The organism is Arthrobacter rhamnosi (assembly GCF_054510975.1).
Genome location: NZ_JBTNDN010000005.1, coordinates 132,177 through 149,929, shown reverse-complemented (window position 1 = coordinate 149,929; position 17,753 = coordinate 132,177). Strand labels below are relative to the sequence as shown.

The 17,753-nt window shown below is 70.1% G+C and carries 17 protein-coding genes and 1 tRNA gene; 12 read left to right on the top strand and 6 right to left on the bottom strand.

All coding sequences use genetic code 11. The features are described 5' to 3' along the window. Positions 1-231: 231 nt before the first annotated feature. The 5 genes from ACX80J_RS12655 (at position 232) to ACX80J_RS12635 (ending at position 5,393) form a co-directional block, all read left to right on the top strand. A complete protein-coding gene (locus ACX80J_RS12655; protein ID WP_459348009.1) occupies positions 232-1,641 on the top strand; it encodes an aldehyde dehydrogenase family protein in 1,410 nt (469 codons plus the stop codon). Continuing rightward, positions 1,641-3,191, top strand: coding sequence for a PfkB family carbohydrate kinase (locus ACX80J_RS12650; protein WP_459343447.1), 1,551 nt, complete (start codon positions 1,641-1,643; stop codon positions 3,189-3,191). The genes ACX80J_RS12655 and ACX80J_RS12650 overlap by 1 nt, the downstream gene beginning before the upstream one ends. Next, the gene (locus tag ACX80J_RS12645) at positions 3,188-4,051 is read left to right on the top strand and encodes a glycosyltransferase (RefSeq protein WP_459343446.1); all 864 of its coding nucleotides are present in this window, start codon (positions 3,188-3,190) and stop codon (positions 4,049-4,051) included. Before ACX80J_RS12650 ends, ACX80J_RS12645 begins: the two co-directional genes overlap by 4 nt. Before the next feature lie 52 nt (positions 4,052-4,103). After that, positions 4,104-4,292, top strand: coding sequence for a DUF2795 domain-containing protein (locus ACX80J_RS12640; protein ID WP_087076149.1), 189 nt, complete (start codon positions 4,104-4,106; stop codon positions 4,290-4,292). A gap of 72 nt (positions 4,293-4,364) precedes the next feature. After that, the gene (locus ACX80J_RS12635; protein WP_459343445.1) at positions 4,365-5,393 is read left to right on the top strand and encodes a cation diffusion facilitator family transporter; all 1,029 of its coding nucleotides are present in this window, start codon (positions 4,365-4,367) and stop codon (positions 5,391-5,393) included. A gap of 36 nt (positions 5,394-5,429) precedes the next feature. Here ACX80J_RS12635 and ACX80J_RS12630 read toward each other — a convergent pair whose 3' ends face one another. The 5 genes from ACX80J_RS12630 to ACX80J_RS12610 all read right to left on the bottom strand — a co-directional run bounded on the left by ACX80J_RS12630 (position 5,430) and on the right by ACX80J_RS12610 (position 7,588). Next, on the bottom strand, positions 5,430-5,954 hold the full coding sequence (locus tag ACX80J_RS12630) for a VOC family protein (RefSeq protein ID WP_459348008.1): 525 nt from the start codon (positions 5,952-5,954) through the stop codon (positions 5,430-5,432). Between the two features lie 65 nt (positions 5,955-6,019). After that, positions 6,020-6,727: a hypothetical protein gene (locus ACX80J_RS12625; protein ID WP_459343443.1), complete on the bottom strand. Its 708-nt coding sequence runs from the start codon at positions 6,725-6,727 to the stop codon at positions 6,020-6,022. Positions 6,728-6,781: 54 nt separating this feature from the next. After that, on the bottom strand, positions 6,782-7,024 hold the full coding sequence (locus ACX80J_RS12620; RefSeq protein WP_459348007.1) for a hypothetical protein: 243 nt from the start codon (positions 7,022-7,024) through the stop codon (positions 6,782-6,784). 186 nt (positions 7,025-7,210) lie between these two features. Then, complete coding sequence (locus ACX80J_RS12615) at positions 7,211-7,375, bottom strand: hypothetical protein (protein WP_459343441.1); 165 nt, start codon at positions 7,373-7,375, stop codon at positions 7,211-7,213. Between the two features lie 140 nt (positions 7,376-7,515). Further along, positions 7,516-7,588, bottom strand: a tRNA-Lys gene (locus ACX80J_RS12610). A 177-nt stretch (positions 7,589-7,765) separates the two neighbouring features. Between ACX80J_RS12610 and ACX80J_RS12605 the strand changes: the two genes are divergently transcribed. Continuing rightward, entirely contained in the window at positions 7,766-8,737 is a 972-nt protein-coding gene (locus tag ACX80J_RS12605; protein ID WP_459343440.1) for a 2-hydroxyacid dehydrogenase, read from the top strand. Between the two features lie 30 nt (positions 8,738-8,767). Here ACX80J_RS12605 and ACX80J_RS12600 read toward each other — a convergent pair whose 3' ends face one another. Further along, positions 8,768-9,235 carry a hypothetical protein gene (locus ACX80J_RS12600; protein ID WP_459343439.1) on the bottom strand — a complete coding sequence of 156 codons (468 nt, stop codon included), beginning with the start codon at positions 9,233-9,235 and terminating at the stop codon, positions 8,768-8,770. Between the two features lie 233 nt (positions 9,236-9,468). Here ACX80J_RS12600 and ilvD point away from each other — a divergent pair, with 233 nt between their 5' ends. The 6 genes from ilvD (at position 9,469) to ACX80J_RS12570 (ending at position 17,726) form a co-directional block, all read left to right on the top strand. Beyond that, positions 9,469-11,172, top strand: a complete 1,704-nt coding sequence (ilvD, locus tag ACX80J_RS12595; protein ID WP_459348006.1) for a dihydroxy-acid dehydratase — start codon at positions 9,469-9,471, stop codon at positions 11,170-11,172. A 367-nt stretch (positions 11,173-11,539) separates the two neighbouring features. Next, a complete protein-coding gene (locus ACX80J_RS12590; RefSeq protein WP_459343437.1) occupies positions 11,540-13,420 on the top strand; it encodes an acetolactate synthase large subunit in 1,881 nt (626 codons plus the stop codon). A 2-nt stretch (positions 13,421-13,422) separates the two neighbouring features. Then, on the top strand, positions 13,423-13,935 hold the full coding sequence (ilvN, locus tag ACX80J_RS12585) for an acetolactate synthase small subunit (protein ID WP_087076134.1): 513 nt from the start codon (positions 13,423-13,425) through the stop codon (positions 13,933-13,935). A gap of 51 nt (positions 13,936-13,986) precedes the next feature. After that, positions 13,987-15,012 (top strand): ketol-acid reductoisomerase, encoded by a 1,026-nt coding sequence (ilvC, locus tag ACX80J_RS12580; protein ID WP_301227042.1) that lies wholly within the window; start codon positions 13,987-13,989, stop codon positions 15,010-15,012. Between the two features lie 150 nt (positions 15,013-15,162). Continuing rightward, positions 15,163-16,755: a phosphoglycerate dehydrogenase gene (gene serA / locus ACX80J_RS12575; protein WP_459343436.1), complete on the top strand. Its 1,593-nt coding sequence runs from the start codon at positions 15,163-15,165 to the stop codon at positions 16,753-16,755. A gap of 26 nt (positions 16,756-16,781) precedes the next feature. Beyond that, positions 16,782-17,726, top strand: coding sequence for an acetamidase/formamidase family protein (locus ACX80J_RS12570; RefSeq protein ID WP_459348005.1), 945 nt, complete (start codon positions 16,782-16,784; stop codon positions 17,724-17,726). Positions 17,727-17,753: the final 27 nt, after the last annotated feature.

Below are 17,753 nucleotides of genomic sequence, written 5' to 3'. Positions count from 1 at the left end.
TGTGCTGGTGTTCCTGGTGTGCCCCTTCACCGACAGGGCTGCTGCTGTCCATGCCTTCTACAAAAGCGGTGAGGCGGCCACGCCTCCTCCTGCCACATTATGCTAAGCGTGCTGATGGATGCGGGTGCAGAAATCGGCCGGTGGCGTGTGTGAACGCACGGCAGGTGGGTACGGGACCACTAGCCGTGCGGTGGAACCATGCCGCGGCGGTCCACGACATCAAGGAGAGCAATGTCCATCAACTCCCAGGCACACTCCCCGCTTGATGTGCAGGAGGACGAGTCGATCACCATCTCCGACCCCCGGGACGGCAGCGAGGTCGGGACCCTTCCCGGCGCTGCCCGCGAACAGGTGGCACTCGCGGTCTCACTGGCACGGGCGGTGCAGCCCGAGTGGGCGGCCACGAGCCCCGCGGACCGGGGCGCCGCGCTCCGGCGGGCCGCGGGTGCGCTCCGCGCCGGTGCCCGCGAACTCGCCGAACTCAACACGCGGGAGACCGGCAAGCCCCTCGAGGACGCGCTCGGCGGCATCGAAGCCGGGATCTCCACGCTGGAGCAGTACGCGGAACTCGGCCCCGTCCACCGTGGACTCAGCCTGCGGGGAGCGGTCACCGCCACCGACTACACCGTGGCCGAGCCGCGGGGAGTGGCCGTGCTCCTGACCCCCTGGAACGACCCCGTGGCCGTCGCCGCCGGACTCATCGGTGCAGCCCTCGTCACGGGCAACGCCGTCATCCACAAGCCGAGCGAACGGTGCCCGCACGTGGGCGAACTGCTCGGACGGCTGCTGCAGCCGGCCTTCCCGGACGGCGTCCTCACCACGCTCACCGGTGGTGCCGGGGTGGGCCAGATGCTCACGATGGAGGCCGGCGTCGACGTCTTCGCCCACGTCGGTTCGAGCGCCACCGGGGCCCGGATCGCACGCGCCGCGTCCCTCACCGGCGCGCACGTGCTCCGCGAGAACGGCGGGAACGACCCCCTGATCATCGACGCCGGCGTCGACCCCGTGTGGGCAGCAGGCCAGGCGGCCCTCGGTGCCTTCGCCAATGCAGGCCAGATCTGCACGTCGGTGGAGCGTATCTACGTCCACCGGGCCATCGCCGAACCGTTCCTGGCCGCTCTCACCGAGGAGGCGCGCAGCCGGAACGCGAGCGGGACGTTCCCCCCGCTGGTGGACCGCCGCATGCGGGACGCCGTCGACGCTCAGGTCCGTGAGGCCGTCCAGCTCGGCGCCGACCCCCTCGAGGGCGGCAGCGTGCCCGAGGGCCCCGGAGCCCGGTACCCGGCCACGGTCCTGGCGGGCTGCACGGAGGCCATGACGATCATGACGGAGGAGACGTTCGGGCCCGTTGCGCCCGTGACCGTGGTCGACAGCTTCGACGAGGGCCTCCGCCTCGCTGCCGCCGGCCCCTACGGCCTGGCCGCATCCGTCCTCACCGGCAGCATCGCGCACGCCCAGCGTGCCATCGCCGGACTGGCCGTCGGCACCGTCAAGGTGAACGCGGTCTTCGGCGGCGCCCCGGGCGGCTCCGCCCAGCCCCGCGGCATCAGCGGGGCCGGCTTCGGCTACGGACCCGAACTGCTCGACGAGTTCGCCCTGGTGAAGGTCGTCCACATCAGCGCACCGCCGGAGGGTGCCTGATGGACGACGCACTGCAGGACTCCGCCGGGAGCACGACGCCGGACGGTGCGGGGGACCTCTCCGAGGTCCGTGGGCTCGCAGCCTGGGTCCCGGCCGCCATCGCCGACCGCGCACCCCGCATCACGGTGGTAGGCGACGCCATGCTCGACGGATGGTGGAGCGGTACCATCGAGCGCTTCTGCCGCGAGGCTCCGGCGCCCGTCGTCGACATCACCCGGCGCGACTACGCCGCCGGTGGTGCGGCGAACACGGCCATGAACCTCGCCGCCCTCGGCGCGCGGGTGCGGATGTGCGGACTCATCGGGACGGACGACGCCGGTCGCCGCCTGCACGCGATCCTCGAGGACGCCGGGGTGGACACGACGGACCTCGTGCAGGACGACCGCGTGGGCACCACCACGAAGTACCGGATCCTCGGTGGCGACCAGGTCATGCTCCGGCTCGACGACACGCACGACCAGCTCCCCCCGGAGGCCGTCACCGCGCTCGCCGCTCGAATCCCCCATGCCGTCGCGGGCGCCGACGCCATCGTCGTCTGCGACTACGGCTCGGGTGCCCTCGGGGACGAGGTCCGGGCCGCCCTGGTGCGCGCCTCGGCGGTCGGCCCGGAGACGCTCGTTGTCGTCGACGCCCACGACACCGCGGCCTGGTCCGCGCTGGGCCCCGACATCGTCACCCCCAACGCGCAGGAGGCCGCCCAGGTCCTCGCGATGCGCCTCGACCCGCGGTCGGACCGCGCCGCGACGGTGACCGAACGGCGGAGCGAGCTCCTGGCGGCCACGAACGCGGCCGCCGTCGTCGTGACCCTCGACCGCGACGGCACCGTGCTGCTCAGCCAGGACGGCGAGGAGCACCGCACGTGGGCAAAGCCCGCCACCGAGAAGCAGGCCTCCGGTGCGGGCGACACCTTCGTCGCGAGCCTCACGGCCGCGCGCGCAGCGGGCCTGCCGCTCACGACGAGCCTCGACCTCGCCCAGGCGGCGGCCGACGTCGTCGTCCATCGGCCGGGCACCTCCGTCTGCACGACGGCGGACCTGACGGGCCACCTGCAGCAGTTCGCGGACACCGCGCTGTCGACGGCGGAACTGCTCCGGAAGGTGGCGGACGACCGCGCGGCGGGACGCCGCATCGTCCTGACCAACGGCTGCTTCGACGTGCTGCACCGCGGTCACACCCGCTACCTCAACCAGGCGAAGCAGCTCGGCGACGTCCTCGTGGTGGCCCTGAACGACGACGACGGCGTGCGGAGGCTGAAGGGCCCCGACCGTCCCATCAATCCGATCGCGGACCGCGCGGGCGTCATCGCCTCGCTCAGCTGCGTCGACTACGTCACCGTCTTCGGCTCCGACACACTCGTCCCGCTGATCGAACTGCTGAAGCCCGATGTGTATGCCAAGGGCGGTGACTACACCACGCAGATGCTCGAGGAGGCTCCCGCCGTCGAGGCCTGCGGCGGCCGGGTCAGCATCCTCGACTACGTCCCGGAACACTCGACCGCGGCCGTGGTGCGCCGGATCCGCTCGAGCCCGCTGGCAGGGGACCTGCCGTGACCCGCCGCTGGTCGGGGGAGTGGGCCCTGGACACGTCCGGGGACGAGCCCGCCGTCGATGTGCTGATCCCGTCCTTCGGCCGCCCCGCCGAACTCGCCGTGACGCTCTCCGGGCTCGCGGCCCAGGACGGCGTGCCGTTCCGGGTGATCGTGAGCGACCAGACCGAGGGGGCCGAGGCGTCCTACGAGCACCCCGCCGTCCGCGCGATGGTGCGGGTCCTCGAAGCCCAGGGCCGCCCGGTGCGGCTCGAACGCCACCTGCCGCGCCGGGGGCTGGCGGAACACCGCAGCTACCTGCTGGGACTGGCGAGCGCCCCGCTCGTCCTGTTCGTCGACAACGACGTCTGGCTGGAACCCGGTTCGGTGGACCGCATGACGAGGGCGATCCGGGCGGCCCGGTGCGGATTCATCGGATCCGCCGTCCAGGGCCTGTCCTACCTCGAGGACCGCAGGCCGCACGAGCGGGCGGAGCTCGCGCTGTGGCCGGACGACGAGGTGACGCCGGAGCGGATCCGCCCCGGGTCGGAGGGCTTCGCCCGCTGGCCGCTCCACAACGCGGCGAACCTCGCCCATGCCGCGGCCGAACTGGCGATCCCGCCCGGGGGCTGGCGGCTGTATCGCGTCGCCTGGGTGGGCGGATGCGTGCTGTTCGACCGCGAGGCGCTCGTGGAGTGCGGCGGGTTCGACTTCTGGGACGAGCTCCCGCCCGAGCACGCCGGCGAGGACGTCGCCGCCCAGTGGCGCGTCATGGAACGCCACGGCGGGGCGGGCATCATCCCCTCCGGAGCCGTACATCTCGAGGCGCCCACCACGGTGGTCGACCGCGCAATAGACGCTGCCCACGTGATCCTGGGCCAGTGACGGTGCCCGTCCCCGGAGCACCGTGCAAGAGAACCGACACGAAGGAGCAGTCATGGCAGATCCGAGTCCGATCGACATCCAGAAAGCACTGGGCGGTATGAACTACCCGGCCTCCAAGGAGGACCTCGTCAAGCACGCCCAGGACAAGGGCGCCGACGACACCGTCCTCGAGACGCTCAACAACCTTCCCGACCGCGAGTTCGACTCGCCGACGGACGTGAACAAGGAAGCGTCGAAGTAGCAGGTAGCGGGTGGCGGCGGGCGGTGACAACCGCCAATGCCGCCGCCCGCGGAGGCGTTCCGGAAGGACGGCATGAAGAACCAGGTATCGCAGGCGGAGGACCGGGCCCGGTCGGACGGCGACGGGCGGGGCGACGGAGCGCAACGGGACCGTCCACCGGGCGGCGAGGGAGTGCTGACCGTCATCATCGCCTTCGTGGCCAACTTCCTGGTCGCAGGCGCCAAGACGGTTGCCGCGTTCATCACGGGCTCGGCCTCGATGACAGCGGAGGCGGCCCACTCGTGGGCGGACACCGGCAACCAGATCTTCCTGCTCATCGCCGAGCGCAAGTCGCGGCGCCGCAGGGACCGGGCGCACCCGATGGGCTACGGGCGCGAGGCGTACGTCTGGTCCATGTTCGCGGCCTTCGGGCTGTTCACCGCGGGAGCCGTGGTCTCGATCTGGCACGGTGTCCAGCAACTGCTCGAACCCGAACCCGGCGGGGATTTCAGCATCGCCTACGCGGTCCTCGCGGTCGCGTTCGTCCTCGAGGGGATCTCCTTCGCCCAGGCCTTCCGGCAGGCGCGGAAGGCCGGCCGTGAAAGGGGCACCACCACGCTGCAGAGCGTGTCGACGACGTCGAATCCCACGCTGCGCGCGGTGTTCGCGGAGGACTCCGCCGCGCTGATCGGCCTCGTCCTCGCGTTCCTCGGGATCCTGCTGCACCAGCTGACCGGCTCTCCCGTCCCCGACGCGGTCGGCTCGATCCTGGTGGGCGTGCTGCTCGGGGTGATCGCCGTGATCCTGATCGACCGAAACCGGCGTTTCCTCGTCGGCCAGGCGGTGTCCCCGGCCCTGCTCGAATCGGTCGCCCGACGGCTGGGAGCACACGACAGCATCGAGCGCGTGACGTACCTGCACCTCGAGTACGTGGGTCCCGAGCGCCTGTACCTGGTGGCGGCGGTGGACCTGGTGGGGGACCGGCGGGAGCACGACGTCGCCATCGCCCTCCGCGCCGTCGAGCGGGACATCGAGGATCACGAGCGCATCGAGGAGGCCGTACTCACGCTCTCCACGCCGGACGAGCCGACGCTGACCTTCGAAGCGGGTGCACGCGCCTGACGCCGGGCGGGGCGGACGACACGGGCCGCCGGGCCTTCAGACGCCGGTGGCGTCGCCGGACGTGTCCGCAGGGGCGCCTGCAGGTGCCGCAGCGGCGGCTGCAGGGGTCTCCTGTCCGGCCGCGGGGGCCCCGGCGATGTTCACCATCCAGGTGACGCCGAAGCGGTCGATGCACATGCCGAAGCTGTCGCCCCAGGGTGACTGCGCGAGGGGCACGATCTCGCTGCCGCTGCCGGCCAGGGCGTCCCAGTACCCGCGGAGCTCCGCCTCGTCGTCGCCGCTGACCGAGAGTGCATGCCCGGCCGGGGCGGTGTATTCCATGCTGTTGGGCGTGTCGGCCGCCATCAGGACCTGCCCCGACGGCGTGGTCAGCATGGAATGCATGATCTTGTCCTGCTCTGCCGGGTCCTCGCTCACCTGGAACTCCGCGAACGTACTGCGCTGGAGTTCGCCGCCGAACACGGACCGGTAGAAGTCCATCGCCTGCGCCGCCGTGTCGCGGAAGCTGAGATAGGAATTGATCGTCGCCGCCATGGTGTCCGCCTTCTGCCGGTGGCTCACGCCACGCCGTCCGTATGTAGGCGATTATTGTTCAGCCGCGGCGCGCAGGGAAGGGAAGCGCGGTATCAGGACGGGGAGGGCTCGGAACGCGGGCCGATCTCCCCGGCGACCTTCTCCTCCAGCGACGTGATGGTGGCATCCGGCAGGACGATCAGCCCGTCCAGTTCGCGGCGGGCCCGGCGGTAGGCCGTCTGCCGTTCCGCTGCCGTCGCCGCGTCGTCCACGACCACCGTGACGAGCTTGCGGGCGGTCGAGAGCCGCTGCCGCTCCTCCGCGCTGAACCCGCTGGCTCGAACGCGTCGGGCCTCGGTCTCCGCCACCTGGAAAGCGACGTCGTACGAGGTGACGGCGGACCGGTAGGCGGCGAGGTCCTCCGCGGACACACCCGAGGGTTCCTCCGGCCGCAGCGAGTCCGCTTCACGCTTGGCCCTGAGGAAGGCGACGGTGAGCGGCTCCCGCACGTCGGTCATCGTGGGGTAGTCGATCAGCTTCGCCGCGTCGAGCTCGTAGGACAGCCACTTCCTGTCGACCTCGTCGTGCATGCGCTCGACGTGCCGGACATCCCGCTCCAGCCGGGGTGCCTGCTGCGGGAGCTGTTCGGAGGTGTGCGCGCCGTGGAGGACACCGGGGTGCTTGAGGCGGTAGATCTCCATCCTGCGCTGGTGGCGCCGTTCGCCCGCCTCCGACCACTGCCGCCCCCACACCGCGAACACACCCGACAGCGGGAAGACCAGCCACCAGTAGTTCCCTGCGAAGGACAGGATCTCGTTCACGGGTCCATCGTAGGCCCGGGCGGAGCGAAGCGGCCGGTAGCCGCGGGGGACCGGTCAGTCCTTCGCGTCCTCGCGCCCGGGGTGCCGCCTCCGGGTGCGCCGCACGAGCGTCACGAGGACCAGCGCGCTGACGAGGAGATGGAGGAACGAGAGGAAGGGGAGCACCGTCAGCAGCAGGATCGTCACGAGGCCGAGCAGGACACTGGCCTGCAGGACCGAGAGGTAGTGTGCCGGGACCGGGCGCGGCCACGGGTGGAAGTCGATGATGGGCGGTTCATCCGCCGCGTTCCTGAACATGGTGGTCCTCCGGGAGTGGGATACCAGTCATCGTGCAGGAATTCGGAAAGCCGGTGCAATGCGGTCCGGGGCAGGGGTGGGGCCTTGACTGTCCGGGCGCGGCATGGCGGCGTTCCCGGGGGAGGACGTCACCGGCGTTGCCAGGGCAGATACCGCCGGGACCGGCCGGCGGGAGCGCTGACGCGGCTACGTGGTGTGCCGCCGCTTCCGGGCCCGTGCCACCACGAGCCAGGTGACACCCGTCAGGATCAGCGCCAGTGGGATGGCGCCGGGTTCGCTGTCCGCAGAGATCTGCGCGATCATGAGCACCACCCCGAGCACGGCGACGAGTGCCGGTACCAGTGTTGTCACTTTCAGCCCCTTCCGGTCTCCGACGCTGCTCTGCCACGCTCAGTGTAGTGGCGGACCGAACGAGCTGGAGGAAGCCGGTATCAGGGCAAGACAAAACCCCGCATCCCAGGCGGCGAGACCTGGAACACGGGGTTCTGTTGTGCACCCCCCGGGACTTGAACCCGGAACCCATTGATTAAGAGTCAATTGCTCTGCCAATTGAGCTAGAGGTGCGTGCCGTTTTGCCTCCCGATTTCACTCGGTTGGCTCATCCGCAACAGCATGAAACTCTACCAGCACTTCGCCCGAAACATGAAACCGGCTCCCCGACCTCCGCTCGGGACACCTTCTCCGCACCGTGTCCGCACCGTCCGGCGAGGCCGATTCCGCCGGAGCCCCTAGGCTGGCGCCATGACGATTCCCGCAACGAGCCCCGATGCCCCGACCGTCCGTACCTTGAGCGTCCCCACCGCCGACCTGCGGGACGCGCTGGCCGGCGCTTCCCCCGCCGTCGACGTCGTGCTCTGGGACTTCCAGGGCGCACCGGAGGGCCTCGACCCCGCCGACCTCGATGCCGCGGTGCTGCCGTACACGGGCCGCGCACACCTCGACGGGGCGCTCGACGCCGCGCGGAACCTTCGGCTCGTCCAGACGCAGTCCACGGGGTACGACGGCGTCCCGGACCTCCTGGGACCCGATGTGGCCATCGCGACCGCTGCGGGAGTGCACGCGGCGGCCACCGCCGAACTCGCCGTCGGGCTCGCCCTGGCCTCGTTGCGCGGGATCGACGACGCCGTCCGCCAGCAGGCCGAAGGCCGGTGGCACAGCGCACGCTATCCCGGGCTCGCGGACCGCCGGGTCCTCCTCGTGGGTGTCGGCGGCATCGGCGAGGAGATCCGCAGGCGCCTGGACACCTTCGAGGCGCAGGTCACCCGCGTCGGCAGCGCCGCACGCGACGACACCCTCGGCCACGTCCACGGCAGCGACGAACTGGTGGACCTCGCCCCCCACCACGACGTCGTCGTGGTGATCACGCCGCTCACCGAGGCCACACGCGGACTCATCGGGAAGGACGTGCTCGCGGCCCTGCCCGACGGCGCGCTCGTCGTCAACGTCGCCCGCGGCGCGGTGGTGGACACCGAGGCCCTCACCCGGGAAGTCGTGGCAGGCCGCCTGAAGGCGGCGCTCGACGTCGTCGACCCCGAACCGCTGCCCGAGGGCCACCCGCTGTGGAGTGCTCCCGGCGTTCTCATCACGCCGCACGTCGGGGGCAACACCGGTGCCTTCCCACCCCGGATCCTCGCGCTGCTGAGGCGCCAGGTCGAACTGCTCGGCCGCGGACAGGAACCCGCCAACCTCGTACGGCGCGGACCCTGGGGCTAGGCGCGGCTCGGCGTGGACCCTGGCTCGGGCTCAGGCCATGGCGATGAAGGCGTCCATGAAGGAGTCGAAGTCGGCCAGGTCGTCGTCCTGCGTCAGCCTCATCGGGGTGCCGGGACCGATATCGAGGACCGGGTCCGCGCTGACGCCGAAGCGGAAGACCCGGCCGGTGCTCGTGCCCACCTCGTAGCTGCCGTCCTCGACCCACTGCAGGGCGTGCGCGAGATTGGTCATGTTGATCTCGACGGGGACGCCCGCGCCCCTGATGGCCGCGAGGTCCACCGGCGCGATCATCAGCTCGGCGGGCTTCCAGCGGTACCCCACCACGTAGCCGATCGGATACGCCGGGCCCTCGGGGCCCCGTGCGTACGGCGCCGCGAAGACGAGGTTGTAGTCGCCGTAGTTCGGGATCTGCCCGTCGAACACGCGGCGGAGGGCGTTCTTCAGTCCCTGCCCGCCAGGGAGCGGTCGGCCGGTTCCGGAGGGATCATCGGGAGTCATATCATGCCGTTGCGGTAGGAGGCTGTCGGACTGGTCCCCGAAGGGATGGTTCGCGGTGTGCCCGGCCGGCGGGCCGAAAGGATCGCCCGCGAAATCCACACTGTACCGGAGCAGGGAGCCGCCGCACGAGGACCCGGGCGGGGAGGCGCGGCCCTTCCGGTCGGCGCAGGGGCCGCTGTAACAGGCGGGTCACATGGCGAAATCCCCCTGTTACACGGGCCTAGACTTCTACCATGACCGAGGAAACAAAGCCAGACATCAAGCCAAGAAGCCGCGTCGTCACCGACGGCATCCATGCGGCACCGTCCCGCGGGATGTTGCGAGCCGTGGGTATGGGCGACGAGGACTTCGCGAAGCCGCAGGTCGGCGTCGCCAGCTCCTGGAACGAGATCACTCCCTGCAACCTGTCCCTCAACCGCCTTGCCGAGGGAGCCAAGGAGGGCGTGCGTGACGGGGGAGGGTTCCCCATGCAGTTCGGCACCATCTCCGTGTCCGACGGCATCTCGATGGGCCACGAGGGCATGCACTTCTCGCTCGTCTCCCGTGAGGTCATCGCGGATTCGGTGGAGACGGTGATGCAGGCCGAACGCATCGACGGTTCGGTGCTCCTCGCCGGGTGCGACAAGTCCCTTCCGGGCATGCTCATGGCGGCGGCCCGCCTCGACCTCGCCTCGGTGTTCCTGTACGCGGGAACGATCATGCCGGGGTTCGCGAAGCTCGAGGACGGGACCGAGAAGGAAGTCACCCTCATCGATGCCTTCGAGGCGGTCGGCGCGTGCGCCGCCGGCAAGATGAGCCACAAGGACCTCGACAGCATCGAACGCGCCGTCTGCCCCGGAGAGGGCGCCTGCGGCGGTATGTACACGGCGAACACGATGGCCTGCATCGGCGAGGCCCTCGGGATGTCCCTGCCCGGGTCGGCAGCGCCGCCCTCGGTCGACCGCCGCCGCGACATGTTCGCGCGGAAGTCCGGCGAGGCCGTCGTGAACCTGCTGCGCCTTGGCATCACGGCCCGCGACATCATGACGAAGAAGGCGTTCGAGAACGCCATCGCGGTCACCATGGCCTTCGGTGGTTCGACCAACGCCGTCCTCCACCTGCTGGCCATCGCCCGTGAGGCCGAGGTCGAACTGACGCTCGACGACTTCACGCGCATCGGTGACCGGATCCCGCACCTCGGCGACCTCAAGCCCTTCGGCCGCTACGTCATGTACGACGTCGACAAGGTGGGCGGCGTGCCGGTCATCATGAAGGCGCTGCTCGACGCCGGCCTGCTGCACGGCGACTGCCTGACGGTGACCGGCAAGACCCTCGCGGAGAACCTCGCGGAGATCGACCCGCCGGACCTCGACGGCAAGATCCTTCGCGCGCTCGACAACCCGCTGCACAAGACCGGTGGCATCACCATCCTGCACGGCTCCCTGGCCCCCGAGGGTGCCGTGGTGAAGAGTGCCGGCTTCGACGCCGACGTCTTCGAGGGCACCGCCCGCGTGTTCGAGCGTGAGCAGGGCGCCCTCGATGCGCTCGACGCCGGCGAGATCCAGGCCGGCGACGTCCTCGTCATCCGCTACGAGGGACCCAAGGGCGGCCCCGGCATGCGCGAGATGCTCGCCATCACCGGTGCGATCAAGGGCGCCGGCCTGGGCAAGGACGTCCTCCTGCTCACGGACGGCCGCTTCTCCGGAGGCACCACCGGCCTGTGCATCGGCCACGTGGCGCCGGAAGCCGTCGACGGCGGCCCCATCGCCTTCGTGCGCGACGGCGACCGCATCCGCGTCGACATCGCGGCGAAGAGCTTCGACCTCCTCGTCGACGAGGCGGAACTCGAGCAGCGCAGGGTGGGCTGGGAGCCGCTCCCGGCCCGCTACACGAAGGGCGTGCTGGCGAAATACGCAAAGCTCGTGCACTCCGCATCCAAGGGCGCGGTCACGGGTTAGGGATGCCGCCGGCGCTGCCCGGGACGGGATGTCCTCCTGTTCCGGGCAGTGCCGACACCAGGGGTGGGTCCACTCACTGGACGCCGGTGTCCATCATGTGAGACAAGCAGGGGTGCGGTTGACACCCTTTCGCGGGGGCGTGGAAACTACAGGTATGCAGCCCGAACCAGTAGTCGTCGTCCTTACCCAGCGCGTGGCCTGAAGCCCGTCCGGTAGACGACTACAGTCACGCGCAACCCCTCACAGAGCCCGACAAGGCTGAGGGGTTTTTTTGTTGACACACCTTGTTGGCACAGAAGAAGCGCGCGGAAGTCAATCCGCAGTCATAGCTGCAGCAGTGCAGCGACCGTTCCAAAGGAAGCCGAAGATGTCCAAGGGATCGCCCATCAGCCCAGCGCTGCTGGCAGCAAGGCCAGCACCTCCCGCAGCACCCGCGCGTGAGACAGCACCCGTCGTCCCGGCGAGCGCCGTCCGTGGCCCCAACAACGTCGTGGGCCCCACCGAGATGCTCGGTTCCGCGGCGATCGTCCGGTCCCTCGAGGAACTCGGCGTCGACGACGTCTTCGGTCTTCCCGGGGGAGCGATCCTTCCGACGTACGACCCCCTGCTGGCTTCCACGAAGCTCCGGCACGTCCTCGTGCGGCACGAGCAGGGTGCAGGCCATGCGGCGCAGGGCTACGCCATGGTGACCGGTCGGCCCGGTGTCTGCATCGCCACCTCGGGTCCGGGTGCCACCAACCTCGTGACGGCCATCGCCGACGCCCACATGGACTCGGTGCCCATGGTGGCCATCACGGGTCAGGTCTCCAGTGCGTTCATCGGCTCGGACGCGTTCCAGGAAGCCGACATCGTCGGCATCACGATGCCCATCACCAAGCACTCCTACCTCGTGACCAACGCGCAGGACATCCCCCGCGTCCTCGCCGAGGCCTTCCACATCGCGACCACGGGGCGTCCCGGGCCCGTGCTGGTGGACATCGCCAAGGACGCCCAGCAGTCCAGCATGACCTTCTCCTGGCCGCCCAAGGTGGACATCCCGGGTTACCGGCCCGTGGTGCGCGGCCACTCCAAGCAGGTCCGCGAGGCGGCCCGCCTCATCACCACCGCGCAGCGCCCCGTCTTCTACGTGGGCGGCGGCGTGGTCAAGGCCCACGCCTCCGTGGAGCTGAAGGAGCTGGCCGAGCTCGTCGGCGCCCCCGTCGTCACCACCCTCATGGCCCGCGGCGTCTTCCCCGACTCCCACGACCAGCACGTGGGAATGCCCGGGATGCACGGTTCCGTCTCCGCCGTGACGGCGCTGCAGCAGGCTGACCTCCTGATCACCCTCGGAGCGCGGTTCGACGACCGCGTCACGGGAGTCCTCTCCAGCTTCGCCCCGAACGCGAAGGTCATCCACGCGGACATCGATCCCGCGGAGATCTCCAAGAACCGCGCCGCGGACGTGCCCATCGTCGGGTCCGTCAAGGAGATCATCCCCGAGCTGACCGCCGCCGTCCGCGACGCGTTCGAGACGCAGGAGCGGCCGGACCTCTCCGCCTGGTGGAAGACCCTCAACCACCTGCGCGAGACCTACCCGGTCGGTTTCACGCAGCCCGAGGACGGTCTGTCGGCACCGCAGCAGGTCATCAAGCGGATCGGTGAACTGACCGGTCCCGAGGGCGTCTTCGTCTCGGGCGTGGGGCAGCACCAGATGTGGGCGGCGCAGTTCATCCAGTACGAGCGCCCGCACGCCTGGCTCAACTCCGGCGGCCTCGGCACCATGGGTTACTCCGTGCCGGCCGCGATGGGCGCCAAGGTGGGCGACCCGGACCGCGTGGTGTGGGCGATCGACGGCGACGGCTGTTTCCAGATGACCAACCAGGAACTGGCCACCTGCGTCATCAACAACATCCCCATCAAGGTCGCGGTCATCAACAACTCCTCGCTGGGCATGGTGCGGCAGTGGCAGACCCTCTTCTACGAGGGCCGCTACTCGAACACCGACCTCAACACGGGCCACGACACCGTGCGCGTCCCGGACTTCGTGAAGCTCGCCGACGCCTACGGCTGCGTGGGCCTGCGCTGCGAGCGGGACGAGGACATCGACGCGACGATCGAGCAGGCGCTGGCGATCAACGACCGCCCCGTCGTCATCGACTTCGTGGTCAGCCGCGACTCCATGGTCTGGCCGATGGTGCCCTCGGGCGTCAGCAACGACCTCATCCAGATTGCCCGCAACATGACCCCGACATGGGAACAGGAGGACTGATCATGGCACGACACACCCTTTCCGTGCTCGTCGAGGACGTGCCCGGCGTCCTGACCCGCGTCGCGAGCCTGTTCGCCCGGCGCGCGTTCAACATCAACTCACTTGCGGTCGGACCGACCGAGGTCGCGGGCATGTCCCGCATCACCGTTGTGGTGGAAGCCGAGGGAGATCTCCTCGAGCAGGTCACCAAGCAGCTGAACAAGCTCATCAACGTCATCAAGATCGTCGAACTGACGACCGAGCAGTCGGTGCAGCGCGACCACGTCCTGATCAAGGTCCGGGCAGACGCGGCGACGCGCCTGCAGGTGACCCAGGCCGCGGACCTGTTCCGCGCGTCGGTCGTCGACGTGGCGATCGACTCGCTCATCATCGAGGCGACGGGAACACCCGAGAAGCTCTCGGCGCTCCTGTCCGTCCTCGAGCCGTTCGGCGTCCGCGAGATCGTGCAGTCCGGCACCCTCGCCATCAGCCGTGGCGCCAAGTCGATGAGCGACCGCGCCCTGCGCAGCGCCTGACGGCACCCCTTCCAGACCTTCCCAGCACCACCCACAAGAGGAGAAACACCCGTGACCGAGTTGTTCTATGACGACGATGCAGACCTTTCGATCATCCAGGGCCGCACCGTGGCCGTCATCGGCTACGGCAGCCAGGGCCACGCCCACGCGCTGAGCCTGCGCGATTCCGGCGTCGACGTGCGCGTCGGCCTGAAGGAAGGATCGGCATCGCGTGCCAAGGCCGAAGCCGAGGGGCTCCGGGTCCTCTCGGTCGCCGAGGCGACCGCCGAAGCCGACCTCATCATGGTGCTCACGCCCGACCAGGTACAGCGCCACGTGTACAAGGAGGACATCGCACCGAACCTGCAGGCCGGTGACGCCCTGTTCTTCGGCCACGGCTTCAACATCCGCTACGGCTACATCCAGCCGCCCTCCGACGTCGACGTCGCCCTCGTGGCCCCGAAGGGCCCCGGGCACATCGTCCGCCGCGAGTTCGAGGCCGGCCGCGGCGTCCCCGACCTGATCGCCGTCGAGCAGGACGCATCGGGCAAGGCACGCGACCTCGCACTGTCCTACGCGAAGGCGATCGGCGGCACCCGCGCCGGCGTCATCGAGACCACCTTCACCGAGGAGACCGAGACGGACCTCTTCGGCGAGCAGGCCGTCCTGTGCGGCGGGGCCTCGCAGCTGATCCAGTACGGCTTCGAGACGCTGACGGAGGCAGGCTACAAGCCCGAGGTCGCGTACTTCGAGGTCCTGCACGAGCTCAAGCTCATCGTCGACCTCATGGTCGAGGGTGGCATCGCCAAGCAGCGCTGGAGCGTCTCCGACACGGCCGAGTACGGCGACTACGTCTCCGGCCCCCGCGTCATCACCCCCGAGGTGAAGGAGAACATGAAGGCCGTCCTCGCGGACATCCAGAACGGTGCCTTCGCCAAGCGCTTCATCGACGACCAGGACGCCGGAGCGCCCGAGTTCACCGAGCTGCGCAAGAAGGGCGAGGACCACCCGATCGAGAGCACGGGCCGCGAGCTCCGCAAGCTCTTCTCGTGGATCAAGACGAACGACGACTACACCGAGGGTTCCGTAGCGCGCTAGCGCCCCCACTGCCGGCAGGACACGTGATCGACGCTCAGCGACGAGCAGGTGTCCTGCCGGACCTGTGCCCGGGCCCGCTTCCTCCCGTCCTGACCGTGCCCGGCTGATCCCGTCCTGATCCCGCAAGCCCACCGCAGAAGGAATTCTCCCGTGACCACCAAGCCCGTCGTCCTCCTCGCCGAAGAACTCTCACCCGCCACCGTCGAAGCACTGGGACCCGACTTCGAGATCCGCAGCACCGACGGCGCAGACCGCGCCCAGCTCCTCGCCGCCCTCGCCGACGTCGACGCCGTGCTGGTCCGCTCCGCGACGCAGATGGACGAGGAAGCCATCTCGGCCGCGCCCAGGCTGAAGGTCATCGCCCGCGCGGGAGTCGGCCTCGACAACGTCGACATCAAGGCCGCGACGAGGGCCGGCGTCATGGTCGTGAACGCACCGACGTCGAACATCATCTCCGCCGCCGAACTCACGGTCGGCCACATCCTGAGCCTCGCCCGCAACATCCCCCAGGCCAGCGCGGCCCTCAAGGCGGGGGAGTGGAAGCGCTCCAAGTACTCCGGCACGGAGCTGTACGAGAAGAACATCGGCATCATCGGGCTCGGACGCATCGGCGCGCTCGTCGCGGCGCGCCTCCAGGGCTTCGGCACGCAGATCCTCGCCTACGACCCCTACGTGACCTCGGCCCGGGCGGCTCAGCTCGGCGTGCGGCTCGTGTCCCTCGACGAACTGCTGCGCGAATCCGACTTCGTGACCATCCACATGCCGAAGACCCCGGAGACCGTCGGGATGCTCGGCGCCGACGCGTTCGCGATCATGAAGGACACCGCCTACGTGGTCAACGTGGCACGGGGAGGCCTCGTGGACGAGGCCGCGCTCCACACCGCACTCGAGCAGGGACAGATCGCCGGCGCCGGCGTCGACGTCTTCGTCCGGGAGCCCAGCACCGACCTCCCGTTCTTCGCCCACGACAGCGTCGTGGTGACACCGCACCTCGGGGCGTCCACCGAGGAGGCCCAGGAGAAGGCCGGCATCTCCGTCGCGAAGTCGGTCCGGCTCGCCCTGGCCGGCGAACTCGTCCCCGACGCCGTCAACGTGGCCGGTGGCGTCATCGACCCGGCCGTCCGTCCCGGCATCCCGCTCATGGAGAAGCTCGGGCGGATCTTTACCGCGCTGACGCACGCATCCCTGACCCAGATCGACATCGAGGTAGCCGGTGAGATCGCCGCCCTCGACGTCAAGGCCCTCGAGCTCGCCGCGCTCAAGGGCGTCTTCACCGACGTCGTCTCCGAGAAGGTCTCCTACGTGAACGCGCCCATCCTCGCCGAACAGCGCGGCATCACGACCCGGCTCGTCACCACGCCCGAGTCCGAGGAGTACCGCAACGTGCTCCGCCTCCGTGGGGCGCTCTCCGACGGCACGCAGATCTCCGTGGCAGGGACCCTGACCGGTCCGAAGCAGGTGGAGAAGCTCGTCGGTGTCAACGGCTACGACCTCGAGATCCCCATCAGCGACCACCTCCTGGTGCTGCTCTACACCGACCGCCCCGGCGTGATCGGCGCGCTCGGCCGCCTCCTCGGCGAACGGGACATCAACATCGCGGGCATGCAGGTGGCACGGAACACGGAAGGCGGCCAGGCGCTCTCCCTCCTCACCGTGGACAGCTCCGTGCCCCAGGACGTCCTCGACGCCATCCGTTCCGAGATCGGCGCGTCGGTGGCCCGCGAAGTGGACCTCCAGGACTGAGCGGCCAGGACGGGCGAGGGGATCCAATGGCTCTGCACCGGTTACCGGCCGAGCCTGCGACGGCGACGCAGGTCCTGTCCAGGGATACCCCGCCGGTCCTGCGGATCGAGCCGGGGGACCGGGTCGTCGTCGACTCCCTCGACGCCTGGGGCCACCTCGAGCGGCAGGCGACGCCGGGCGCGGTCACGCCCTACCGGTTCCCCTCCCGGCAGGGGCACGCCCTCACCGGGCCCATCGAGGTCGCCGGGGCCGTCCCGGGCGACGTGCTGGCCGTCCGGTTCGAGTCCCTCGAGCCCGGGGACTGGGGCTGGACCCGCGCAGGACGGCGGGATGACGCCTTCACCCGCAGCCTGGGCCTCGAGGGTGCGGAGCCCGCGTGGCTGCTGTGGGACCTCGACAGCGCCGCCGGCACCGGCACCAACCAGTACGGGCATGTCGTCCGCCTCGCCCCGTTCCTCGGCGTGGTCGGCCTGCCGCCCGCCGAGCCGGGGGAGCACTCGACGACGCCGCCGCGCTCGGCGGGTGGCGGCAACATCGACTGCCGGGAGCTGACGGCCGGCTCCACGCTCTTCCTCCCGGTGACCGTGCCCGGCGCGCTGCTGCATCTCGGGGACGGGCACGCCGCGCAGGGCGACGGGGAGGTCGGCGGTACGGCCATCGAGTGCGGCATGACGTCGACCGTCACGGTCGGCCTCGTGCGGGACGCGCCGCTCCACACCATCCACGCCGTCACGCCCACCGCGCGCATCACGTTCGGGTTCGACGCGGACCTCAACCGGGCGACAGCGGAGGCCCTCGGAGCCATGCTCACCTGGCTCCAGCAGCTCCACGGCCTGGAGCGGACGGCCGCGCTGGCCCTGGCCAGCTCCGTCGTCGACCTCCGGGTCACGCAGATCGCCAACCAGACGTGGGGCGTCCACGCCGTGCTCGCACTCGACGCCGTCGGCACGGCAGCCGCCACGCTTGGGTGAATCGGGGAGTGCCGGGGTAATTTCATA

Excerpts from the sequence above, each read along its gene's own strand:
- ACX80J_RS12635 (WP_459343445.1), top strand. The coding sequence starts at position 4,365 with ATGAAGAACCAGGTATCGCAGGCGGAGGACCGGGCCCGGTCGGACGGC.
- ACX80J_RS12600 (WP_459343439.1), bottom strand. The coding sequence starts at position 9,235 with ATGACTCCCGATGATCCCTCCGGAACCGGCCGACCGCTCCCTGGCGGG.
- ilvD (WP_459348006.1), top strand. The coding sequence starts at position 9,469 with ATGACCGAGGAAACAAAGCCAGACATCAAGCCAAGAAGCCGCGTCGTC.
- ACX80J_RS12650 (WP_459343447.1), top strand. The coding sequence starts at position 1,641 with ATGGACGACGCACTGCAGGACTCCGCCGGGAGCACGACGCCGGACGGT.
- ilvN (WP_087076134.1), top strand. The coding sequence starts at position 13,423 with ATGGCACGACACACCCTTTCCGTGCTCGTCGAGGACGTGCCCGGCGTC.
- ACX80J_RS12590 (WP_459343437.1), top strand. The coding sequence starts at position 11,540 with ATGTCCAAGGGATCGCCCATCAGCCCAGCGCTGCTGGCAGCAAGGCCA.
- ACX80J_RS12620 (WP_459348007.1), bottom strand. The coding sequence starts at position 7,024 with ATGTTCAGGAACGCGGCGGATGAACCGCCCATCATCGACTTCCACCCG.
- ACX80J_RS12655 (WP_459348009.1), top strand. The coding sequence starts at position 232 with ATGTCCATCAACTCCCAGGCACACTCCCCGCTTGATGTGCAGGAGGAC.
- ACX80J_RS12640 (WP_087076149.1), top strand. The coding sequence starts at position 4,104 with ATGGCAGATCCGAGTCCGATCGACATCCAGAAAGCACTGGGCGGTATG.
- ACX80J_RS12605 (WP_459343440.1), top strand. The coding sequence starts at position 7,766 with ATGACGATTCCCGCAACGAGCCCCGATGCCCCGACCGTCCGTACCTTG.
- ACX80J_RS12570 (WP_459348005.1), top strand. The coding sequence starts at position 16,782 with ATGGCTCTGCACCGGTTACCGGCCGAGCCTGCGACGGCGACGCAGGTC.